This window comes from Roseicella sp. DB1501, from assembly GCF_013112485.1.
In the GTDB taxonomy this organism is placed as follows: domain Bacteria; phylum Pseudomonadota; class Alphaproteobacteria; order Acetobacterales; family Acetobacteraceae; genus Paracraurococcus.
Genome location: NZ_JABFHG010000015.1, coordinates 36,344 through 56,432 on the forward strand (window position 1 = coordinate 36,344; position 20,089 = coordinate 56,432).

The 20,089-nt window shown below is 73.4% G+C and carries 19 protein-coding genes; 8 read left to right on the forward strand and 11 right to left on the reverse strand.

All coding sequences use genetic code 11. The features are described from left to right. Positions 1-8: 8 nt before the first annotated feature. Positions 9-797: a pseudouridine synthase gene (locus tag HJG45_RS23855; RefSeq protein WP_368040665.1), complete on the reverse strand. Its 789-nt coding sequence runs from the start codon at positions 795-797 to the stop codon at positions 9-11. Beyond that, positions 790-1,506 (reverse strand): gamma-glutamyl-gamma-aminobutyrate hydrolase family protein, encoded by a 717-nt coding sequence (locus HJG45_RS23860; RefSeq protein WP_171615810.1) that lies wholly within the window; start codon positions 1,504-1,506, stop codon positions 790-792. Before HJG45_RS23860 ends, HJG45_RS23855 begins: the two co-directional genes overlap by 8 nt. A 45-nt stretch (positions 1,507-1,551) precedes the next feature. Here HJG45_RS23860 and HJG45_RS23865 point away from each other — a divergent pair, with 45 nt between their 5' ends. After that, a complete protein-coding gene (locus HJG45_RS23865; RefSeq protein ID WP_171615812.1) occupies positions 1,552-2,007 on the forward strand; it encodes a nucleoside deaminase in 456 nt (151 codons plus the stop codon). A gap of 54 nt (positions 2,008-2,061) precedes the next feature. On the opposite strand, the gene HJG45_RS23870 is transcribed toward HJG45_RS23865, so the two are convergent. Then, complete coding sequence (locus HJG45_RS23870; RefSeq protein WP_171615815.1) at positions 2,062-2,247, reverse strand: hypothetical protein; 186 nt, start codon at positions 2,245-2,247, stop codon at positions 2,062-2,064. A gap of 274 nt (positions 2,248-2,521) precedes the next feature. Here HJG45_RS23870 and HJG45_RS23875 point away from each other — a divergent pair, with 274 nt between their 5' ends. After that, the gene (locus HJG45_RS23875) at positions 2,522-3,523 is read left to right on the forward strand and encodes a tripartite tricarboxylate transporter substrate binding protein (protein WP_171615817.1); all 1,002 of its coding nucleotides are present in this window, start codon (positions 2,522-2,524) and stop codon (positions 3,521-3,523) included. 28 nt (positions 3,524-3,551) lie between these two features. On the opposite strand, the gene HJG45_RS23880 is transcribed toward HJG45_RS23875, so the two are convergent. From HJG45_RS23880 to HJG45_RS23900, 5 genes are all read right to left on the reverse strand, one after another. After that, on the reverse strand, positions 3,552-3,821 hold the full coding sequence (locus HJG45_RS23880; RefSeq protein ID WP_254452745.1) for a hypothetical protein: 270 nt from the start codon (positions 3,819-3,821) through the stop codon (positions 3,552-3,554). 49 nt (positions 3,822-3,870) lie between these two features. Continuing rightward, positions 3,871-4,332: a DNA polymerase III subunit chi gene (locus HJG45_RS23885; protein WP_171615819.1), complete on the reverse strand. Its 462-nt coding sequence runs from the start codon at positions 4,330-4,332 to the stop codon at positions 3,871-3,873. Positions 4,333-4,489: 157 nt separating this feature from the next. Further along, a complete protein-coding gene (locus tag HJG45_RS23890) occupies positions 4,490-5,053 on the reverse strand; it encodes an ankyrin repeat domain-containing protein (protein ID WP_171615821.1) in 564 nt (187 codons plus the stop codon). Positions 5,054-5,327: 274 nt separating this feature from the next. Continuing rightward, positions 5,328-6,797 carry a M17 family metallopeptidase gene (locus tag HJG45_RS23895; protein ID WP_171615823.1) on the reverse strand — a complete coding sequence of 490 codons (1,470 nt, stop codon included), beginning with the start codon at positions 6,795-6,797 and terminating at the stop codon, positions 5,328-5,330. A gap of 57 nt (positions 6,798-6,854) precedes the next feature. After that, a complete protein-coding gene (locus HJG45_RS23900) occupies positions 6,855-8,390 on the reverse strand; it encodes a leucyl aminopeptidase (RefSeq protein WP_171615825.1) in 1,536 nt (511 codons plus the stop codon). A 153-nt stretch (positions 8,391-8,543) separates the two neighbouring features. On the opposite strand from HJG45_RS23900, the gene cysQ reads away from it, so the two are divergent. After that, positions 8,544-9,311, forward strand: coding sequence for a 3'(2'),5'-bisphosphate nucleotidase CysQ (cysQ, locus tag HJG45_RS23905; RefSeq protein ID WP_171615827.1), 768 nt, complete (start codon positions 8,544-8,546; stop codon positions 9,309-9,311). Beyond that, positions 9,308-10,294: an L-threonylcarbamoyladenylate synthase gene (locus tag HJG45_RS23910; protein WP_171615829.1), complete on the forward strand. Its 987-nt coding sequence runs from the start codon at positions 9,308-9,310 to the stop codon at positions 10,292-10,294. Before cysQ ends, HJG45_RS23910 begins: the two co-directional genes overlap by 4 nt. An 8-nt stretch (positions 10,295-10,302) precedes the next feature. Here the strand turns inward: HJG45_RS23910 and HJG45_RS23915 are convergent, their stop codons facing one another. Together HJG45_RS23915 and HJG45_RS23920 are read right to left on the reverse strand one after the other, a co-directional pair. Then, a complete protein-coding gene (locus tag HJG45_RS23915) occupies positions 10,303-11,127 on the reverse strand; it encodes a MipA/OmpV family protein (RefSeq protein ID WP_171615831.1) in 825 nt (274 codons plus the stop codon). Next, the gene (locus HJG45_RS23920; protein WP_171615833.1) at positions 11,124-12,335 is read right to left on the reverse strand and encodes an MFS transporter; all 1,212 of its coding nucleotides are present in this window, start codon (positions 12,333-12,335) and stop codon (positions 11,124-11,126) included. The genes HJG45_RS23915 and HJG45_RS23920 overlap by 4 nt, the downstream gene beginning before the upstream one ends. 156 nt (positions 12,336-12,491) lie before the next feature. Between HJG45_RS23920 and HJG45_RS23925 the strand changes: the two genes are divergently transcribed. The 3 genes from HJG45_RS23925 to HJG45_RS23935 all read left to right on the forward strand — a co-directional run bounded on the left by HJG45_RS23925 (position 12,492) and on the right by HJG45_RS23935 (position 16,157). After that, entirely contained in the window at positions 12,492-13,823 is a 1,332-nt protein-coding gene (locus HJG45_RS23925; protein ID WP_174890551.1) for a protease, read from the forward strand. A 127-nt stretch (positions 13,824-13,950) separates the two neighbouring features. Continuing rightward, positions 13,951-15,174, forward strand: coding sequence for an ABC transporter substrate-binding protein (locus HJG45_RS23930; protein WP_171615836.1), 1,224 nt, complete (start codon positions 13,951-13,953; stop codon positions 15,172-15,174). Further along, positions 15,171-16,157 carry an NAD(P)-dependent oxidoreductase gene (locus HJG45_RS23935; protein ID WP_171615838.1) on the forward strand — a complete coding sequence of 329 codons (987 nt, stop codon included), beginning with the start codon at positions 15,171-15,173 and terminating at the stop codon, positions 16,155-16,157. The genes HJG45_RS23930 and HJG45_RS23935 overlap by 4 nt, the downstream gene beginning before the upstream one ends. Positions 16,158-16,384: 227 nt before the next feature. Here the strand turns inward: HJG45_RS23935 and HJG45_RS23940 are convergent, their stop codons facing one another. Then, complete coding sequence (locus HJG45_RS23940) at positions 16,385-18,613, reverse strand: amylo-alpha-1,6-glucosidase (protein WP_171615840.1); 2,229 nt, start codon at positions 18,611-18,613, stop codon at positions 16,385-16,387. Positions 18,614-18,876: 263 nt separating this feature from the next. Here HJG45_RS23940 and HJG45_RS23945 point away from each other — a divergent pair, with 263 nt between their 5' ends. Beyond that, the gene (locus HJG45_RS23945) at positions 18,877-19,935 is read left to right on the forward strand and encodes a type III polyketide synthase (protein WP_368040666.1); all 1,059 of its coding nucleotides are present in this window, start codon (positions 18,877-18,879) and stop codon (positions 19,933-19,935) included. The last annotated feature ends 154 nt before the right edge of the window (positions 19,936-20,089 follow it).

Here is a 20,089-nt window from a genome sequence, read left to right on the forward strand (position 1 = left end):
CCCGCGCCTCAGCCCTCCGCCGCGCCGCCATGCCGGGGCCGCGGCGGCGCCCTCAGGCCAAGCTGCTCGCGCAGCACCTTCGGGTTCACCTCCTCGACCCCGCCGCGCGGCAGGGCGCCGAGCTGGAAGGGCCCGTAGGCGGTGCGGATCAGGCGGGAGACGTTCAGGCCGAGATGCTGCATGACGCGCCGGATCTCGCGGTTCTTGCCCTCGTGCAGGGCGACGGTGAGCCAGGCATTGGCGCCCTTGCGGCTGTCGAGCCCGGCCTCGATCGGGGCGTAGCGCACGCCTTCCACGGTGACGCCGCCGGCCAGCGCCGCCAGGGCCCGCTCGTCGACGAAGCCGTTCACCCGCACCCGGTAGCGGCGCAGCCAGCCATTGGCCGGCAGCTCCAGCCGCCGCGCCAGGGCGCCGTCATTGGTCAGCAGCAGCAACCCCTCCGAGTTCAGATCGAGCCGGCCGACCGAGACCAGGCGCGGCAGGCCGGGCGGCAGCGAATCGAAGACCGTCGGCCGGCCCTTCTCGTCGCGATGCGTGGTCACCAGCCCGACCGGCTTGTGGTAGCGGAACAGCCGGCTGCGCTGCGGCTCGGCGACCGGGCGGCCATCGACGGTGACGAGGTCGCCCGGCCGGATGAAGGTGGCCGGCGACTCGACGACGCGGTTCTCCAGCTTCACCCGCCCCTCGGCGATCATCGCCTCGGCGTCGCGCCGGCTGGCGACGCCGGCGCGGGCCAGCCACTTGGCGATGCGCTCGCCCCGCGCCTCCGGGGCCGCCTCCTCTGCCGGCTCAGCCACGGCAGGCGGCGACGAAGGCGCGGAAGATCAGCGGATCGGCCGGGTCAACGGCGTATTCCGGGTGCCACTGCACGCCGAGGGCGAAGCGGTGCCCGGGATGCTCGACCCCTTCCACCACGCCGTCCGGCGCCAGCGCGTTGATGACGGCGCCAGGGCCGGCCGTCGCCACCGCCTGGTGATGCGCGCTGTTCACCGCCATGCGCGGCCGGCCGGTGATGCGGGCGAGCAGCGTGTTCGCGGCGATGGCGATCTCATGCCCCGGCTCGTGCCGCGGATTGGGCTGCTCGTGCTCCAGCGCATCGGCCACCGAATCGGGAATGTGCTGGATGAGCGTGCCGCCGAAGGCGACGGCGAGCAGCTGCTGGCCGCCGCAGATGCCGAGCACCGGCATGTCGCGGGCCAGCGCGCCGCGCGTCGCGGCGAGCTCGAAATCGGTGCGGCCGGATTTCAGCGTCACCGTCGGATGGGTCGGGCCGCCGCCATAGAGCGAGGGATCGACATCGAAGGCGCCGCCGGTGATCAGCAGCCCGTCGATCTCGTCGAGATAGGTCTCGGCGAGCTCGGGATGGTGCGGCAGGGCGATGGGCAGGGCCCCCGCCTCGGCCAGGGCGGAGAAGTAGTTCTTGCGGAGGGCGTACCAGGGAAGCTTGGAGTAGCCGCCCGGCTCCTCCGCATCCAGGGTGACGCCGATGACGGGGCGGGTGCGCATGCGCGGTTGCTAGACCTGAACACCTTACCGGTACAAGATTCGTCGATGCCGCGCCCGGTCGCCCCCGCCATCGAACACGCCCTGGCCGAGGCCCGCATCGCGGCGGCGCGCGGCGAGGTGCCGGTGGGCGCAGTGGTGACGGATGCCGCCGGGCGGGTGCTGGCCGCCGCCGGCAACGAGGTGGAGGCACGGCACGATCCCTCGGCGCATGCCGAGATGCTGGCGCTGCGCGCCGCCGCCGCCGGGCGGGGGGAGAAATTCCTCGCCGGCTGCACCCTGACCGTGACGCTCGAGCCCTGCCCGATGTGCGCCCAGGCGGCGAGCTTCTTCCGCATCGGGCGGCTGGTCTTCGGCGCCTATGACCCGAAGGGCGGCGGGGTGGAGCATGGCGCCCGCGTGCTCGCCGCCAGTTCCTGCCACCATCGGCCCGAGGTGGTGGGCGGGCTGCGGGAGGCGGACTGCGCGGCGCTGCTGCGCGATTTCTTCGCCGCCCGGCGCTGAGGGGCGGCGGCGCTCAGTGCAACGCCATGCCACTCCGCAACAATTACGATGAGGTCAGGTTGTGGCGGCGGCTGGCTGCGGCGGATGCGGCGGCGCAGCCGGCTCGGCCCCCGCCATCTCGGCCGATGGCGCCTCGGGCTCCTCAGCGGCGGCGGCGGCCGGCAGGGCGGTGCCGGCGAGGCTGGCCGAGAGCAGCAACCGCCGCAGGAAGTCGCCCCAGGGATCGACGCGTTTGTCCATGCGCGTCACCTCCGGCTCATCCTGAGAGGGGATGCGTCCTCGCCCGACATAGCCCGTACCCCTGGTTGCGAGAAGAGTATCGCACAACTGTCGTGGAGTAATGACGGCGGAAATAATACCAGATGTTTCCAAGTGCAGCTTTCGCCCCGGTGTGGGTTGCACAACACAGTGATTATTGCGGGGTTGATCGTCGGCCGGCGCCACCCCTGGCCAAGCCGCCGCGCCTGCGGCAAGCCCGCCATCGGCCTCGCCGAGTCTCGAGAAGGATGCGTCCATGATCGCCCGTCGCCGGCTGCTCGCCGTCTCCCTCATCCCGGCCGGGCTGGCGCGGGCCCAGGGCCAGGGCCAGGGCCAGACACCGGCAGCGCCCGACTCCTGGCCGAACCGCCCGGTTCGCATCCTCCTCGCCTACCCGCCCGGCGGCAGCACGGATGTGCTGGCGCGCACGCTGGCCGAGCGGCTGGCGGCGACGATCGGCGGGCCCGGCTTCGTGGTGGAGAACCGCCCGGGCGGCGCGGCGGTGGTCGGCACCCAGGCCGCGGCGGTGGCGGCGCCGGACGGCTACACGCTCAGCCTCGGCAACAACCAGACGCATGCGGCCAATGCCGCCATGGTGCAGGGCCTGCCCTACCGGCCGGTCGAGGATTTCGCGCCGATCGGCCGACTCGCCGAGGTGCACCATGCGCTGGTCGTGCCGGCCAGCTCCCCCGTCCGCAGCCTCGCCGCGCTGGCGGCGCGCGGGCGGGAGGGCGGGCGGCTGACCTATGCCTCCTCCGGCGTCGGCTCGGCGAGCCATGTCATCGCCGAGAGCTTCGTGCGGCGCGAGGGGCTGCAGGCGACCCATGTGCCCTATCGCGGCGGCGCCCAGGCGGTGACGGATACGGTGGCCGGCACGGTGGACTTCTTCGTCTCCACCTGGCCGCAGGTGGTGACGCTGGTGAAGGACGGGCGGCTGCGCTGCCTCGGCCTGGGCGCGCCGCAGCGCCTGGCCGAGCTGCCGGAGGTGCCGAGCTTCGCCGAAGCCGGCGCGCCCTATATGGCGGTCGACGCCTGGTTCGGCCTCTGGGCGCCCGCGCAGACGCCGCAGCCGATCATCGACCGCCTCTCCGAGGCGCTGCCGCGCATCCTAGCGGAGCCGGAGATGACGGCGCGGCTGGCCAATCTCGGCTTCCTGCCGGCGCCGCTGCCGGCCGCGGCCTTCGCCGCCTTCCAGCGGGCGGAGGTGGAGCGCTGGCGCGGGCTGGTGGAGCTCACCGGCATCCGGCTGGAGGGATAGGACCGCGCAGCGGCGTCGCCGGGAACGGTCAGAGGTACGTCCCGCGCTCCAGGATCTCGAGCGTGTAGTCGCGGTAGCTCATGCCCAGCGCCTCGGCCCGGGCGAGGCGGCGCAGCGCGATCTCCCGCGGCACCTTCCAGGCCTGCTTGCATTTCTTCCGCCAGACGAAGCCGCGCCAGCTCTCTTCCGGATCGAGGGGTGGGCCGTTGTTGTGGCCGGTGCGCGGCGGCGAGGCGCTTTCCGGGCGCGGTGCCTCGAAGCGAGGCATCGGCAGGCGGCGACGGCGGCGCAGAAGCATGGACCAGGCTCCCTCTCGGCGCCCGGCCTTGCAATCGCCACGCCAGCGATCAGCCCATCTTCTTCTCCCAGCCGCGCGGGCCCTGCTGCCAGTAGGAGAGCGCATGCCCCGCCGCCCGCGCCGCGCTCCAGCGCCGCCGCGCCGCGGCGACCGCCGCCTCGTCGCCGCCATCGAAGAGGTCGAGCACGCGGTCGAACAGCGCCAGCCGGGCGCTCTCCGCGCCATCGACCAGGACCAGGAAGCGCGCACCATTCGCCGCGCCCGCCTCGCCCACATCCTCGGCGGTGAGCCAGATCGGCTGCTGCGCCGCATGCCCCATCGCCTTGCTGCCATGCGGCAGCCAGTCGGGATCGCTGCTCAGCCAGAGCGCGGCATCGAGCGCGGCGACCCGTTCCTCGCTGCCGCAGAGCACCAGGGCGCGGCCGCCGCTCGCCAGCACGCGGCCGAGCAGCTTCGGCAGCGCCTGGTCCAGCGGCGTGCGGGTCAGGTGATAGAAAGCGATCTCGGCCATGGCCGGCCGAGACTACAGCGGATTGCGTTCAAGATTGAACGCCGCCTCGCTGCAGCCTGTTGTTTTCAGAGCAGAGTCACGCGTCCGGGCGGTCTCGCCCTCCCGCGATCTGCCCTGTCGCGGCCCGTCGGCGGGAGCGACCCGCCCGGCATCCCGATCACCTGGTCGCTCGTTGAGCCGCCTGGCGCGCCCGCCAATCCATCGCCTCGCGCAACTGCTCCGGCGTGTCCTGCGCACCCATCTGCTCGGCGGCACTCAGCGCGGTATGGCCGGCGCCGTCCTCGAGGAAAGAATCGGCGCCACGAGCGAGCAGCAATTCGACGATCTCGGTGCGATTGAACATCGCGCCCACCATCAGCGCCGTGCGGCCGCCCTCGCCGCGCCCGTCCACCGCCGCGCCGCGATCGAGCAGCAGCGTCACCACCGGGACCACGCCCTTGAAGGCCGCGGCGGCGAGCGGCATCTGGCCGCGGTCATTGGCGAGGTCCGGATCGGCGCCGCCGTCAAGCAAGGCCCGCACCGCCTCGAGCTGGCCGTGATAGGCGGCGAGCATCAGCAGGCTGTCGCCCTTCTCGTTGCGAAGGTTGGGCGGCAGGCCGCGGCGCAGCAGCTCCGCCAGCACCTCTCCCTCGCCGGCGCGCGCTGCCTGGAAGACACGACGGGCGAGGGCCAGGGTCTCCGCATCGGGCTCCGTGCCCGGCCTCACCGTCTCGTCCTGCATCCGCCCTCCCGATCGCCTTCGGCCATCCTGGCGCCAACGCGGCGCGGCACGGCACGTTGCCGGGCGCGCTCGGAGCATTTCCGTTCACCTGCGTTTTCAGGAAATGCCCCGGTCTGTTGCTTTCCGGGCAGATTCACGTCTCCGGGCGTTCACGCCCTCCTGCGATCCGCCCTGGACCATGATCCGCTCGCACGGGGTCGCGGATCATGGTCCAGGCCGTGGCTTGATCGCGTGAGTCACGCTTTCCGGTGTTTCCACCTCAAGCGATCACGCTCTAGTGCCGATCGGGATCCTCGAAGTAGTGCGCGACGAGGGAATCGAGCAGCCGCGCGCCGAAGCCGCTCGGCCCCTTCGGCCCGAGCGCATCCGCGCTGGCCCGTGCCTCGACCCCGGCGATGTCGAGATGCGCCCAGGGGCAGTCGCCGGCGAACTCGCGCAGGAAGGCGGCGGCGTGGCAGGCATCCGGCAGCAGCCGGCCGCTGGCGCATTGCTTCAGGTCGGCGATGGCGCTGTTCAGGTCCTCGCGGTGCCGGGCGCCGATCGGCATGGCCCAGAGTGGCTCCCCCACCGCCTCGCCCGCCGCCGCCGCCTGCGCCATCAGCGCCGCATCGGTGCCGAAGAGGCCGGCGCGATGCGCGCCGAGGGCGGTGACGATGGCGCCGGTCAGCGTCGCCAGGTCGAGCATCGCCGCCGGGCGGAAGCGCCGCGCGACATGCAGCGCATCAGCCAGCACCAGCCGCCCCTCGGCATCGGTATCCACGACCTCGACCGTCCGGCCCGATCCCATGCGCAGCACGTCGCCGGGCCGGTAGGCGGCGGCGCCGATGGCGTTCTCGGCCAGCGGCAGCACCGCGACCGCCGGGGCCGGCGAGTGGCGGAGCGCGAGCGCCAGCATGGCGCCGGCGCAGGCGGCGCCGCCGGCCATGTCGGCGCGCATCGCCTCCATTCCCGCGGCGGGCTTCAGGCTGATGCCGCCGGTGTCGAAGCACAGCCCCTTGCCGATGAAAGCGATGGGCGGCGCGGCATGGCTGCCGCGCCAGCGCAGCACGGCGAGGCGCGGTGGGTTGACGCTGCCGCCGCCAACCGCGAGCAGCCCGCCCAGCCCCTCCCGCGCCAGCCGCTTGCGGCCGAGCACGTCGACGGCGATGCCATGCTCGGCCAGCGCCTCCAGCCGGGCGGCGAAGGCGCGGGTGGTCAGGCGATTCGCCGGCTCGGCGGTGAGGTCGCGGGCGAAGAGGCAGCCGCGCACCGCGGCGGCGGCGCGCGCCCAGTGCGGCGCCACCGCCTCCGGGCTGTCGACCAGCAGGTCGAGCGCCTCGGGCGCCGGCGCCGCCTCCGGGCGCGCGGCCCCGTAGCGCCAGGCGCGCAGGCAGGCGCCGGCCGCCAGCGCCGCCGCGGCCTCGGGCCGCAGCCCGCGGGCATCGAGGGCGAGGCGTGGCACCGGTCCCCGGCTCAGACCCGGGCCTGAGCCTGGGCGCGAGGCGAGCAGGGCGGCGAGCCCGGCGCCGCCGGCCCGCTCCCAGTCGAGCGCCCGCCGCGCCGCGCCGGTGCCGATGAGCAGCAGCCTGCCCTCCGGCTCCCCCGGTGGCAGCGGCAGGTCGAGGCGCTGGCCGGCGGCGCCGGTGAAGCCGGAAGCGGCGGCGGCGGCCCGCAGCGCATGCGGCACCCCGGCCGGCTCGCCGACGGGCAGCAGGCGCGGCTCGCCCCCGCCGCGCGGCGCCTGCCGCAGCCGGACCTTCAGCATCCGCGCGCCGCCGCGGCCCGCCGCCCCGTTCGCCGCCGAGGCCGTCCCTGGGGCGCCTCAGCCCTCGTAATGGTCGGCCACCAGCCGGTCGAGCAGGCGCACGCCGAAGGCGGTCGCGCCCTTCGGCACCGTCGGCAGGTCCTTGCTGCTCCAGGCGGTGCCGGCGATGTCGAGATGCGCCCAGGGGATGGGGGTTTGCATCGGCCCGGCCTTGGTGCCGACGAAGCGCTGGATGAAATGCGCCGCGGTGATCGAGCCGCCCGGCCGGCCGCCGACATTCTTCATGTCGGCGATGTCGGATTTCAGCGCCTTGTCGTAGGCCTCGCCCATCGGCATGCGCCAGACCTGCTCGCCGACCGCCTTGCCAGCCGCGGCGAGCTGCTGCGCCAACGTGTCGTCATTGCTGAACAGCCCGGCATGCTCATGGCCGAGCGAGACGATGATCGCGCCGGTCAGGGTGGCGAGGTCGATCATGAAGCGCGGCTCGAATCGCTCCCGGCAATAATGGATGACGTCGGCGAGGACGAGTCGGCCCTCGGCGTCGGTGTTGATCACCTCGACCGTCTGGCCGCTCATGGTCCGCACCACGTCGCCCGGGCGCTGCGCCGCGCCGGAGGGCATGTTCTCGGTCAGCCCGACCAGCCCGACCACATCGACCTTCGCCTTGCGGCCGGCGAGCGCGGCCATCAGCCCGACCACGGCGCCGGCGCCGGCCATGTCCCACTTCATGTCCTCCATGCCGCCCGCGGGCTTGATGGAGATGCCGCCGGTGTCGAAGGTCACGCCCTTGCCGATGAAGGCGACGGGGCTGGTCGTCGCCTTCTTGCCCTTGCCGCCGCCCGCGCCGTGCCACTGCATGACGACCAAGCGCGGCTCCTTCACCGAGCCCTGCGCCACGCCGAGCAGCGCGCCCATGCCGAGCTTGCGCATCTCCTTCGGCCCCAGCACCTCGACATCGACGCCGAGCTTCTCCAGCACCTTGCAGCGCTCGGCCATCTCCTCGGGGTCGAGGATGTTGGGCGGCTCGGACACCAGGTCGCGGGAGAGGAAGACGCCCTCGGCCACCGCCCGCATCGGCGCCCAGGCGGTCTTGGCCGCCGTCGCCGCATCGGTCGCGACCGCCACGCGCTCGAGCTTCGGCTTGTCCTCCTCCTTCACCGTGGTGCGGTAGCGGTCGAAGCGGTAGCTGCGCAGCAGCAGGCCGAAGGCGAAGGCGGCGGCATGCGGCGCCGCCAGCGCCTCGGCGGCGACCACCGCCTCGCGCTCGGCGCCGACCAGCGGCAGGGTGCCGCCGCCCGCGGCCTCGGCCGCCTCCGGCGTCAACTCGCCCGGCTTGCCGAGGCCGATCGCCACCACCCGGGCCGGGCCGGCCGCACCGCCCTCGAGCGCCGGCGCCCAGAGCGTCGCGCTCTGGCCCTTGCGGCCCTTGAAGCCGGCGGCGGCGAGGCCGCGGGCGATGGCGCCGCCGCTCGCCGCATCGATCGCCTGGGCGAGGCCCGCAAGCGCCGGCACGCCCTCGGCCCCCTCCGCCAGGGGCAGCACCAGGGCGCCGCTGCGCGGCAGGGCGGGCTTCACGAAGGCAATGTCGAGCATCCTGCAGGAATCCTTGGCTGACGGCCGCGCCCGAGGATAGCACCCGGTCGCCGGGCCGCCAGCGGGAGGGGCCATATAGGAGGGGCCACTGGGAGGCGCCATGACGGGCCAGGACCGGTTCTGCCGCCCCGCCAGCCCTGCTACACCCATCGCATGACCGATGCCGACCTGCTGGAGCTCGCCGCCTCCCTCGCCCGCCGCGCCGCCGCCGCCATCGAGGCGGTGAAGCGCGCCGGCTTCGCGGTCGAGCGCAAGACGGACGAAAGCCCGGTCACCGAGGCGGACCGCATCGCCGAGGTGCTGATCGTCGAGGCGCTGCGCGAGGCGACGCCCGACTACCCCGTGGTGGCGGAGGAGGAGGTCGCGGCCGGCATCGTCACCGCCGCCGCCACCCGCACCTGGCTGGTCGATCCGCTCGACGGCACGCGCGACTTCGCCAAGGGCCGCAGCGAATACGCCACCTGCATCGGCCTGGTTGAGGACGGGCGGCCGCTGCTCGGCGCCATCGCCCTGCCGGCGAGCGGCGAGCTCTTCGCCGGCCGGCGCGGCGACGGCGCCTGGAAGGAGGATGCCGGCGGGCGGCGGCGGATCGCCGTGCGCGCGGTGCCGCCCGAGGGGCTCACCGTGCTCGCCAGCCGCACCTATGCCGAGGACCCGCGCATGCAGCCCTTCCTCGCCGGCCGGCCGATCGCCGAGCGGCGCGCCGTCTCCTCGGCCCTGAAATTCTGCCGCGTCGCCGAGGGCGCGGCCGATCTCTACCCGCGCTTCGGCGGCACCATGGAATGGGACACGGCGGCCGGCCAGGCGATCGTCGAGGCGGCGGGCGGCAGCGTCACGCTGGTCGATGGCCGGCCGCTGCGCTACGGCAAGCCGGGCTGGCGCAACCCCGATTTCGTCTGCCATGGCGGGTCCGGGGCATGACCGAGCAGCTCGGCCCGGCGGAGCTCCCCCGCGCCGCGGCGCTGCTGCGCCAGGGCGCCCTCGTCGCCTTCCCGACCGAGACGGTCTACGGCCTCGGCGGCGACGCCACCAATGCCGAGGCGGTGGCCGGCATCTTCGCCGCCAAGGGCCGGCCGCATTTCAACCCGCTGATCTGCCATTATCCCTCGGCCGAGGCGGCCTTCGCCGATGTGCGCGCCGATGACCGGGCGCGGCGGCTGGCCGAGCGGTTCTGGCCCGGCGCCCTGACCCTGGTGCTGCCGCGCGCCGCCGGCTGCCGGGTCGAGTTGCTGGCCGGGGCCGGGCTCGACACGCTGGCGGTGCGGGTGCCGGCCAATCCGCTGGCCCGCGCCCTGCTTGCGGAGGTCGGCCGGCCGGTCGCCGCCCCCTCGGCCAACCGCTCCGGCCAGGTCAGCCCGACCACGGCGCAGCACGTGCTCGACGGCCTTGGCGGTCGCATCGCCGCGGTGCTGGATGGCGGGCCCTGCGAGGTCGGCGTCGAGAGCACGGTGCTCGACCTCACCGGCAACGAGGCGGATGGCGCGGCGGTGCTGCTGCGACCGGGCGGCGTGCCGGTCGAGGCGATCGAGGCGCTACTCGGCCCGATCGGCCGGGCCCTGCCGGTCGCGGCCGCGGCGGCGACGCAAAGCCTGCGCTCGCCGGGGCTGCTGCTCTCGCATTACGCGCCGGGCCTGCCGGTGCGGCTCGGCGCCACCAGCCTCGGGCGCGACGAGGCGCTGCTCGCCTTCGGCCCACCGCTGAAGGGTGCCGCGGTCGCCTGGAACCTCTCCGAGCGCGGCGACCTGCGGGAGGCGGCGGCGCGGCTCTTCGCCGGGCTGCGCTGGCTCGATGCCGAGGGCACGCGCCAGGGCTGCCGCGGCATCGCCGTCATGCCGGTGCCGGAGACCGGCCTCGGCGCCGCCATCAACGATCGCCTGGCGCGGGCGGCGGCGCCGCGCGGCTGAGGCCGCGCTCAATAGAAGCGATAGGAGAGGAAGAGGCCGCCGAGCACCTGGTCGGCGGAGCCGTCGGTGGTGCGCACGAGCGGCGAATCGGCAGCCGCGCCCTGCAGCCTTCCGTATTCGGCATAGCCGAACAGGTTCCAGCGCTCCGTCACCTTCCATTGCACGGCGAGCAGCCCGCCGATGCGCTCGAGCCCGCCGCCCGCCCGGTAGGGCTGGTAGCGGAAGGTCGCCGCCTCCGCCTCGCTGACGCCGTAGAAGGATTGCGCGAAGCGCTGCGTCACCACGCGCAGCTCCGGGCCGATCGAGAAGGCCACCCGGCCGACCGGCACGGAGACCAGCGCCCGGGCATCGAGCGCCGCGCCGCGATGGTTGTGCGCCACGTCCTGGGTGAAGCTCGCATCGACGTAGAAGGGGCCGGACTCGTAGGCGACGAAGAGGCCTGCCTCCACCGTGTCGGAGAAGCTGCGCAGCCCGGTCAGGTTGCGCCGGCTGGAATCCGAGTCGCGCCCCTCGCGGAAGCGCAGGATCGGCCCGAAGGAGACGCCGTGGCCGCGCAGCGCCGAGAGCCGCAGCCCGTCCAGCACGTCGAAATCGAGCCATTCCCCATAGCCGCCATTGATGAAGGGAAAGGGCCGCACGCGGGTGACGGCGCTGCCCGGATAGGCCGGCCAGAAGGTCGCGCCGGCGCCGAGATTGAGCTCGAACCCCTGACGCTTCTGGCCGAAATCCGGCGGCTCCTGCGCCAGGGCCGGCACCGCGACGGCCAGGACGACGGCCGCGGCCAGCAGTCCGGGCAGCGCCAGGCCGCGCCGCCAGATCGAGGAAAGGGTCATGTGGCGGATGCCTCCCGGGCCTGGCCGCCATGCGCCTCCCGCCGGCGCAGCAGGAAGGCGGTGAAGACGCCGCAGGCCAGCGCGACGACGAGCGGCAGGCCATGCGTCGAGAGATCGAGGGCGAGGCCGGCGAGGCTCGGCCCGAGCAGCGCCCCCGCCCCCCAGAGCAGGCCCATCGCGGCATAGACGCCGACCAGGTCGGTGCCGCGGAAGCGGGCGCCGATGATCGCCAGCATGGTGGTGTAGATGCCGACGAAGACGCCGCCCCAGAGGAAGAGGGCGGGATAGGCTATCCAGGGCGCGCGCAGCAGCACCGGCCAGGCCAGCGCCCCGAGCGTGGCGAGCAGGCCGAGGCCGAGCATCAGCCGGTGCCGGTCCATCTTGTCACAGAGCCAGCCGACCGGGAGCTGCAGCAGGATGGCGCCGAGCATGAGCGTGGTGATGAGCTGCGTGCCCGCCTGCTCCTCCCAGCCCAGCCGGACGGCATAGAGGGTGAGGAAGGAGAGGCCCGCCGTCTCCACCCCGGCATTGAGCGCCGTTGTCGCCATGGCGACGGGCGCGAGGCGCAGGCAGCGCAGCAGGTTGCCATGGCCATGCGCCTGCATCGGCGGCCGCACGACGCCCGGATGCAGCATCAGCAGCAGGGCGAGCAGCGCGGCGCCGCTGCCGGCCGCGAAAGGCAGCAGCCCCTCCGCCCCGGTGAGGGAGAGGAGCAGCGGGCCGCCGGCGAAGCCGAGCGAGAGCAGCGCGGTATAGGCCGCCATGATGCGGCCGCGCGTCGCGTCGTCGCTGAGCTCGCTCGCCCAGGTCTCGGTCAGCACGAAGAGGATCTCGGCGCCGATGCCGAGCCCGATGCGCAGCAGGAACCATACCCAGACCAGCGGCAACGCCGGGAACAGCGGCAGCAGCAGGGCGGTGAGCAGCAGGGCGAAGAGGATCAGCGGCCGGGCGCCGAACCGTCCCGCCAGCCGCGGCAGGACCGGGGCGACGAGCAGCACGCCGACGGCGTGCATGGCGGCGTTCAGGCCGATCAGCGTCTCCCCGGCGCTGCGGGCGGCGAGGTTCAGGGCGAGCAGCGGCGCGGCGAGGCTGTAGGTCAGGCCGAAGATCGTCGCCGCGCCGATCACCGCGACGAGCGAGAGCAATCGCGCGCGCCCGGCGATGCCGGGACCGTCCTGCACCGGCGCCTCCTCAAGGTCACGGGTCATGCGGTCGTCTCTAGCCGCATCGCGCTTGCCTTTTCCTTACCGATATCGTTTTCATGCAATAGAGGAACGATATGGTCCAGGCATGTCGCGCGATCGGGCATGCGGGCGGCGCCCCGCGCGTCGGGACCGTCGCCTGCCACGGGCCGGAGCTGATCGATGGTGGAACTCGTGCTCATCCTCTACGGCGCCGATGTGGTGCGGCGCCGCTGGTGGCTGCTGGCGCTGGCCGGCCTGCTGTGGTTCGGGCTGGGCCTGGCGATCTTCGTCAACGCGCTGCTGGAGGAAGTCCGGATCAATCCGGTCTGGTTCGCCATCCCCCTCGTCATCGACGGGCTGCTCTCGCTCGGCGCCGCCTTCGCCAGCATCGGCGCCGGCAAGGGGCTGCGCTACGCCAAGGCCGGGCTGTTCCTCTTCCTTGCCTTGCTCATCTATGCGACGGCCGGGCGCGCCGACATGGTGATCGGCATCACCGTCGGCCTCTTCCTCCTGGTCGATGGCGGCTGGCGCGCCAGCAGCGCCTATGTGGTGCGGTTCCAGGGATGGCGGCGGGCCATCGGCTTCGCCGCCTTCGAGATCGCCCTCGCCGTCTGGTCCTTCATCCCCTGGCCGACGCGCTGGCGCGGCCAGGTGGGCGAGGATGTGGGGCTGCTCCTGATGTATTCGGCGCTCGGCATCTGCGCCCTCGCCTGGCGCCTCGCCTGGCTGCCGCCCGGCGCACCGATCTCGCGCGCGGTCGCCCGCGGCATCCTCAAGCGCGGCCGCGGCCTGACGATGACGAAGTCGTTGCCGTCGCTCCGCCCGATCACCCCCGGCCCGCGCATCACCGCGACGGTGCATGTCTGGACCCCGACCGGCGCCCTCGCCTCGGTGGACCGCGCCGTCAGCCGCTACGTGGCGGCGCGCGACGCGCAGGGCGTGATCTCGACCGGGCATGCCGCGCTCGAGGCGGCGGGGATCTATATCAGCCACTATCCGGCGGTGGAGATCGAGCGCTCGCCGGACGAGTTCCGCCGCACCCTCCGCGCGACGCAGGACAACGACGTGCCCGGACGCTTCCAGCCGAGCTATGCTGAGGAAGCGGCGGGCTGGTGCGAATCGACGATGAAGGTGGCGATCCCGGGCCTGGACGCCGAGGCGCTGCGCCGCTTCTGGGAGGTCTATGGCGCCGATACGACCTACAACCTGACCAGCCGCAATTGCTCCAGCACGGTGGCGACCGCGCTCGATGCCGGGCTCGAGGGCATCCTCGCCCCCCATGCCGGCCGGCCCTACGTCCTGCTGCGCCTGCTGTTCAGCCCCGAGCTCTGGATCGCCGGGCAGCTGCGGCGCCGCGCCGCCACCATGGCCTGGACGCCCGGCATCGTGCTCGATTACGCCCGGGCGCTGTCCTACCTCGTCGCCCTGCCCGGCCGCCTCGGCCTGACGGCGGGGGAGGAGCGGCCGGCGACGCTGCCGACGCGGGGCGGCACCGAGCCCCGCTCGGCCTGAAGCACCGCCGCCCCGCATGATCGGCGGTGGAACGGGTTGCCGCCGCGCCGCGCCGGTATAGGCTGGCGCGACACGTGGCGTGACACGGGGTACGCCCCGCAGCGCGCCCGCACCAAGGAGGAAGGAAATGTCCCGTTCCGGGGGCGCGCTCCGCGCGCTCGCCCTGACGCTCGCGACCGTGCTCGTCCCGGGCCTGGCCACGGCGCAGGTCTCCGACGATGTCCTGCGCGTCGGCGTGCTCAACGACCTCTCCGGCCCCTATGCCGATTTCGCCGGCCCCGGCTCGGTGGTCGCGGCCCGGCTGGCGGCCGAGGACATGGGCGGCCGGGTGCTCGGCAAGCCGATCGAGGTGATCGGCGGCGACCACCAGAACAAGCCCGATGTCGGCGCCGCGCTCGCCCGCCGCTGGATCGACACCGACCGGGTGGACATGGTGATCGACATGCCGAACTCGGCCGTCGCCCTCGCCGTGCAGCAGGTGGGGCGGGAGCGCAGCCGCATCATCATCAACACCTCGGCCGCCACCACCGAGCTGACGGGCAAGCAGTGCTCGCCGGTCGGCTTCCACTGGGTGCTCGACAGCTACGCGCTGACCAGCGGCATCACCCGCGCCGTCATGCGCCAGGGCGGCAAGAGCTGGTACTACCTCACCGTCGATTACGAGGGCGGCTATGCGCAGGAGCGCGCCTCCGAGGTCGTGATCAATGCCGAGGGCGGCAAGGTGATGGGCCGCGCCCGGCACCCGCTGAACACCGCCGACTTCTCCTCCTTCCTGCTGCAGGCCCAGGCCTCCCGCGCGCAGGTGGTGGCGCTGGCCAATGCCGGCACCGACACGGTCACCGCCATCAAGCAGGCCGGCGAGTTCGGCCTGACCAAGCAGGGCCAACGCCTGGTCGGCTTCTTCGTCAACATCACCGACATCAAGGCGCTCGGCCTGCCGACGGCCCAGGGCGTGGTCTCGGTCGATGCCTGGTACTGGGACCAGGACGAGGAGACGCGGGCCTTCGCCAAGCGCTTCGCCGAGCGGCACCAGGGCCGGATGCCGACGCAGTACCAGACCGGCGTCTATTCCGGCGTGCGGCACTGGCTGAAGGCGGTCGAGGCCGCCGGCACCGACGAGGCGACGGCGGTCGCGGCCAAGATGCGCGAATTGCCGGTGCAGGACGTCTTCACCAGGAACGGCCGGGTCCGCGCCGATGGCCGGCACGTGCATGACGTGCATCTGGTCGAGGTGAAGAAGCCCGAGGAGTCGAAGGGCCCCTGGGATCTCTACCGCATCGTCTCCACCATCCCCGGCGAACAGGCCTTCCGGCCGCTGAACGAGGGCGGCTGCCCGCTGGTGGCGCCATGAGCGGCGCGGCCGTGCCAGGGGGTATATCGGCGGGCGTATCGGGCCCGCTCGGCTTCATCGGCCTCGGCGCCATGGGGGCGCCGATGGTCCGCCGGCTGCTCGAGGCCGGGCACCGGGTGCTGGTGCATGACGTGAACCCGGCCGCCATGGCCGCCGCCGTGTCGCGCGGCGCGGCGGGGCGCGACAGCCCGGCGGCGATCGCCGCCGAGGCCGCCGCGGTGCTGGTCAGCCTGCCGACGCCGGCCGTGGTGCAGCAGGTCGCGCTCGCCCCCCGCGGGCTGCGCGAGGGCCTCGAAGGCGGCGGGGCGATGCGGATCTATGCCGATCTCTCCACCACGGGCGCGCAGATGGCGCAGCAGGTCGCCGCCGGCCTCGCGCCGCATGGCGTCGCCGCGCTCGATGCGCCGGTCTCGGGCGGCGTCGCCGGGGCGGAGGCGGGCAGCCTCTCGGTCATGGCGGCCGGCGAGCGCGCCGCCTTCGACGAGATGCGGCCGGTGCTCGAGGTGATCGGCAGCAACACCGTCTATGTCGGCGAGGCGGTCGGGCTCGGCCAGACGCTGAAGCTGGTGAACAACCTGCTGGCGGCGACCACCTGGGCGGCGGCCTGCGAGGCTCTGGCCATGGGCGCCAAGGCCGGGCTCGATCCCGAGCTGATGGTCTCGGTCATCAACCGCAGCTCCGGCCGCAGCTTCCCGACCGAGCGCTTCGCCACCGGGCCGCTGCTGTCGCGGCGCTTCGACTTCGGCTTCCGGATGGAGCTGATGGCGAAGGACATGCGCCTCGCCCTGCAGGAGGCGGAGGCGCTCGGCCTGGTCATGCCGACCAGCCGGGCGGCGCAGGCGCTCTACGGGCTGGCGATGGCCGGCGGCGGCGCGGGCGAGGACGTGACGGCGCTGGCCCGCCTCACCGAGGGCTGGGCCGGCGTGGAGCTGGCGGCCAGCCGCCGTAACGAGGAGTACCCAGGCGGAGGCGCGCCGGCCTAGAGCGTGATCGCTTGAGGTGGACTCACCGAAACGCGTGAATCACGCGATCAAACAACGGCCTGGACCATGGCCCGTGAACCGGAGTGAACGGATCATGGTCCAGGCCAGCGTCACCCTGTCGCCTCCCGCTGCCCTGCCGCGGCTTCGCCGCGGCAGGCTGTGACGCATACGGGGCCCTGAGCGGAGGAACGGGCCTGCGTGGCGACGCGCAGCGACGTCGTCGGGAGCTACGCCAACAATACCGCCGCGATCTCGCCGCTGCGCCGTGCCACGTTCATCGCCACCGAATCGCCATTGGCGCGGGTGAGCTCGATATCGATGCTGGCCGTGCCGAGCATGAGGTTGCGCAGCAGCACCCGGTCCAACCCCGCCGGCAGCACGGGCCGGTTGAGCCGCACCAGCCGCGCCGCCGGATCGAAGGAGAGGCCGAGGCAGGCGCCGAGCAGCCCGATCGGCGCCGCCGCCGCCCAGGCCTGCGGCGCGCAGGCCACCGGATAGGCGGTCGGCCCCTGGCCGCCGCGGCGCGGGAAGCCGCAGAACAGCTCCGGCAGCCGCCGCAGGTCGAGCTTGCCCGCGGCGGCCGAGAGCCCCTCGAGCAACCGCGCCGCCGCGGCGCGATGGCCGTAGCGGGCGAGGCCCATGCCGATCAGCGCCGTGTCGTGCGGCCAGACCGAGCCGTTGTGGTAGCTCATCGGGTTGTAGCGGCGCTCGGTGGTGGCCAGGGTGCGGATGCCCCAGCCGGAATGGAAGCTGCCATCCAGCAGGTGGCGCGCGACGCTGGCGGCGCGCTCGGGCGCGGCGAGCGCGCCGAGCAGCACATGCCCAGCATTCGAGGCGCGCACCTGGCAGCGATGCTTGGTGCCGTCGAGCGCGAGGGCGTAGAGGCCGAGCTCCTCGCACCAGAAGGTGGCCTCGAAGCGCTCGCGCAACGCCGCAGCCTTCGCTTCCATCGCCGCGGCGCGCGCCTCCGGCAGGCCGAGGGCGCGGGCGATGCGGGCGGCCGCCTGCCAGGCGGCGTAGACATAGGCCTGCACCTCGCAGAGCGCGATCGGCCCCTGCGCCAGCGTGCCATCGGCATGCGAGATGGAATCCCAGCTGTCCTTCCAGCCCTGGTTGGCGAGGCCCGTCTCGGTTCGGCGCCCGTATTCGACGAAGCCGTCGCCGTCGCGGTCGCCGTAATGCTCGATCCAGCCGAGCGCCGCCTCGATGTTGGGCCAGAGCGGCCGCAGCGCCTCGGCCTCGCCGGTGCGGTCCAGCCAGGCGCCGGCCAGCGCGACGAAGAGCGGCGTCGAATCGACGCTGCCGTAATAGCGGCCGAAGGGCACCTCGCCGAGATCGGCCATCTCGCCATGGCGCATCTCGTGCAGGATCTTGCCCGGCTCGGCATCCGCCGCGGCATCGGACTCCGTCGCCTGCATGGAGGCGAGGTGGCGCAGCACGCCGAGCGCCAGCGCCGGGTCGAGCCACAGGGTCAGCCAGGCGGTCACCAGGCTGTCGCGGCCGAAGACGGTGCTGAACCAGGGCACGCCGGCATAGGGGAAGGGCCCGTGCGGCGTGTGGGTGCTGAGCATGGCGAGGTCGGCGACCGAGCGGCCGATCATCTCGTTGAAGCCGGTATCGGCGGTGACGACGGAGGCCGAGCGCGCCTGCGCCGCGCGCCGCGCCCGGCTGTCCTCCCAGAGGGCGCGCAGGAAGGCGGCGCCGGCGGCCTCGCGCGGCTCGTCCCGCTCGGCACCTGGCGCCGCGTCGGCATCGCTGATGCAATGGGTCTCGACCAGCAGGGTGCGGCGCTCGCCGGGGGCGAGGGCGAGTTCGAAGATCGCCGTCTCGGCATCGACGCGGCCCGGCCGCGGCTCGAAGCGCAGCCGCGTCTCGCGCCGCTTCTCGTCCAGCCCGGTATAAGCGAGGGTGATGCCGGCCGGCGTCGCCGCGGGCGGGTGCAGCGCGCCGCGCCGCGCCCGCCGCTCGCCGCGCACCTCGAACAGGTCGGCGAAGTCGGAGGCCACACGGATCGCCAGCTCGAGCCGCAGCGGCTGCGCCGCGTGGTTGCGCAGCGTGATGCGCTCGTAGCAGTAGCCATTGCGCAGGAAGATCGAACGCCGGAGGTGCAGCAGGTCCTTCTCGATGCTCGGCTGCCCGGGCAGGCCCGGCAGGTCCGGATTGGTCAGGTCGCAGGTAAGCATGGCGCCGTCATCCGAGACGGCCGAGCTCAGCAGCAGCGGCGGCTTGCCGGCGAGGGTGAGCTCGAGCCGCGACAGGTGCCGGGTGTCGCGGTGATAGAGCCCCTCCGGCCCGCCCGGCATCGGCAGCGCGTCGCCGTCGCGGTTCAGCACGGCGAAGGTGTCGTCGCCCTTCAGCACGCGCGGCCGCATCTCCTGCAGCGAGACGCTGGCGGTGATGGAATGCGCATCCGCGCCGTCATTGGCCGGCAGGGCGGTGGCCTGGGGTGCGGACATGGCGATTTCCTCGGGCCGAAGGCAGGGGTACCGGAGACAGGGTAGGAAAGGCGCGGCGACTTGGCCGCAACCCGCGCCCCTTACGAAACACGCATGCGTGACCGGTTTCTCTCCGCCCTCCGATCCGGCGGCAGGATCCAAGGGTGATGCGCTCGTCGCTGGCGTCCAGACCAGGCAATTCGCACTCGGGTGAATACGCCTCAAAAACGAAACGCCGCAGCATCTGCCGTGAACCGAAGCGAAGGGTCGGTGCTCTAGCCTGGGTGACCCAACCCCATATCAACCGCATCGCCACCGCCCTGCCGCGGCACGAGGTGCATGCCGCTTTCCATCGCTTCGCCGGGCGACAGATCGCCGAGCCGCAGCTCCGCAGCGCCTTCGGCCGCCTGGCCGAGCGGGCGCAGATCGAGCGCCGGTGGTCGGTGCTGGAGCCGGAGCCGGATGCCAGCGGCACCACGGACGGCTTCTACCGCACCGACCGCTTTCCCGGCACGGCCGCCCGCATGGCCCGCTACGAGGCGGAGGCGCCGGCGCTGGCCGAGGCGGCGGGGCTGGCGCTCGGCCTGGAGCGCGAGGGGCCGGGGCTGACGCATCTCCTGCTCGCCACCTGCACCGGCTTCGCCGCGCCCGGCCTCGACCACTGGATCATCCGGCGCTTCGGCCTGCCCGGCTCGGTGGAGCGCAGCATCATCGGCTTCATGGGCTGCCAGGCGGCGGTCAACGCGCTCAAGCTGGCGCATCACATCGTCCGCAGCGACCACCGCGCGCGGGTACTGGTGCTCAACCTCGAGCTCTGCAGCCTGCACCTGCAACCGGCGAGCAGCCTCGACCAGCTGCTCTGCTTCCTGCTCTTCGCCGATGGCTGCTCGGCGGCGCTGGTCTCGGCCGAGCCGACTGGGCTGGCGATCGAGGGCTTCCACGCCGCGCTGGTGCCGCAGACCGCCGACCAGATCACCTGGCGCATCGGTGACGGCGGCTTCGACATGACCCTGTCCGGCTTCGTCCCGCTGACCCTGGCCCGCGCCCTGCCCGACCAGGCGGAGGCCATCCTCGCCGGCCTGCCGGTCGAGGCGATCGATCTCTGGGCCGTGCATCCCGGGGGCCGCAGCGTGCTCGATGCCGTGGCGCGCGGCCTCGGCCTCGGCGAGGCGGCGCTCGATGTCAGCCGCGCCGTGCTGCGCGAGCATGGCAACATGTCCTCGGCGACGGTGATGTTCGTCCTTGCCCGCATGCTGGCCGGGGCGCGGCGGGGGCAGCGCGGCTGCGCCCTCGCCTTCGGCCCCGGCCTCTCGGCCGAGACCATGCGTTTTCGGGTCGCTTAAAGCGTGACTCACGCGATCAAGCAACGGCCTGGACCATGATGCGACCCTGTGTGAGCGGATCGTGGCCCAGAGCAGATCGCCGGAGGGCGGCATCGCCCGAAGGCGTGAATCTGCTCTGAAAACAACACGCCGGAGCATCTGCCGTGAACCGAAA

Bases quoted from the DNA above. Each gene is read 5' to 3' on its own strand.
- HJG45_RS23860 (WP_171615810.1), bottom strand. From the start codon at position 1,506: ATGCGCACCCGCCCCGTCATCGGCGTCACCCTGGATGCGGAGGAGCCG.
- HJG45_RS23865 (WP_171615812.1), top strand. From the start codon at position 1,552: ATGCCGCGCCCGGTCGCCCCCGCCATCGAACACGCCCTGGCCGAGGCC.
- HJG45_RS23870 (WP_171615815.1), bottom strand. From the start codon at position 2,247: ATGGACAAACGCGTCGATCCCTGGGGCGACTTCCTGCGGCGGTTGCTG.
- HJG45_RS23875 (WP_171615817.1), top strand. From the start codon at position 2,522: ATGATCGCCCGTCGCCGGCTGCTCGCCGTCTCCCTCATCCCGGCCGGG.
- HJG45_RS23880 (WP_254452745.1), bottom strand. From the start codon at position 3,821: ATGCTTCTGCGCCGCCGTCGCCGCCTGCCGATGCCTCGCTTCGAGGCA.
- HJG45_RS23885 (WP_171615819.1), bottom strand. From the start codon at position 4,332: ATGGCCGAGATCGCTTTCTATCACCTGACCCGCACGCCGCTGGACCAG.
- HJG45_RS23890 (WP_171615821.1), bottom strand. From the start codon at position 5,053: ATGCAGGACGAGACGGTGAGGCCGGGCACGGAGCCCGATGCGGAGACC.
- HJG45_RS23895 (WP_171615823.1), bottom strand. From the start codon at position 6,797: ATGCTGAAGGTCCGGCTGCGGCAGGCGCCGCGCGGCGGGGGCGAGCCG.
- HJG45_RS23900 (WP_171615825.1), bottom strand. From the start codon at position 8,390: ATGCTCGACATTGCCTTCGTGAAGCCCGCCCTGCCGCGCAGCGGCGCC.
- cysQ (WP_171615827.1), top strand. From the start codon at position 8,544: ATGACCGATGCCGACCTGCTGGAGCTCGCCGCCTCCCTCGCCCGCCGC.
- HJG45_RS23910 (WP_171615829.1), top strand. From the start codon at position 9,308: ATGACCGAGCAGCTCGGCCCGGCGGAGCTCCCCCGCGCCGCGGCGCTG.
- HJG45_RS23915 (WP_171615831.1), bottom strand. From the start codon at position 11,127: ATGACCCTTTCCTCGATCTGGCGGCGCGGCCTGGCGCTGCCCGGACTG.
- HJG45_RS23920 (WP_171615833.1), bottom strand. From the start codon at position 12,335: ATGACCCGTGACCTTGAGGAGGCGCCGGTGCAGGACGGTCCCGGCATC.
- HJG45_RS23925 (WP_174890551.1), top strand. From the start codon at position 12,492: ATGGTGGAACTCGTGCTCATCCTCTACGGCGCCGATGTGGTGCGGCGC.
- HJG45_RS23930 (WP_171615836.1), top strand. From the start codon at position 13,951: ATGTCCCGTTCCGGGGGCGCGCTCCGCGCGCTCGCCCTGACGCTCGCG.
- HJG45_RS23935 (WP_171615838.1), top strand. From the start codon at position 15,171: ATGAGCGGCGCGGCCGTGCCAGGGGGTATATCGGCGGGCGTATCGGGC.
- HJG45_RS23940 (WP_171615840.1), bottom strand. From the start codon at position 18,613: ATGTCCGCACCCCAGGCCACCGCCCTGCCGGCCAATGACGGCGCGGAT.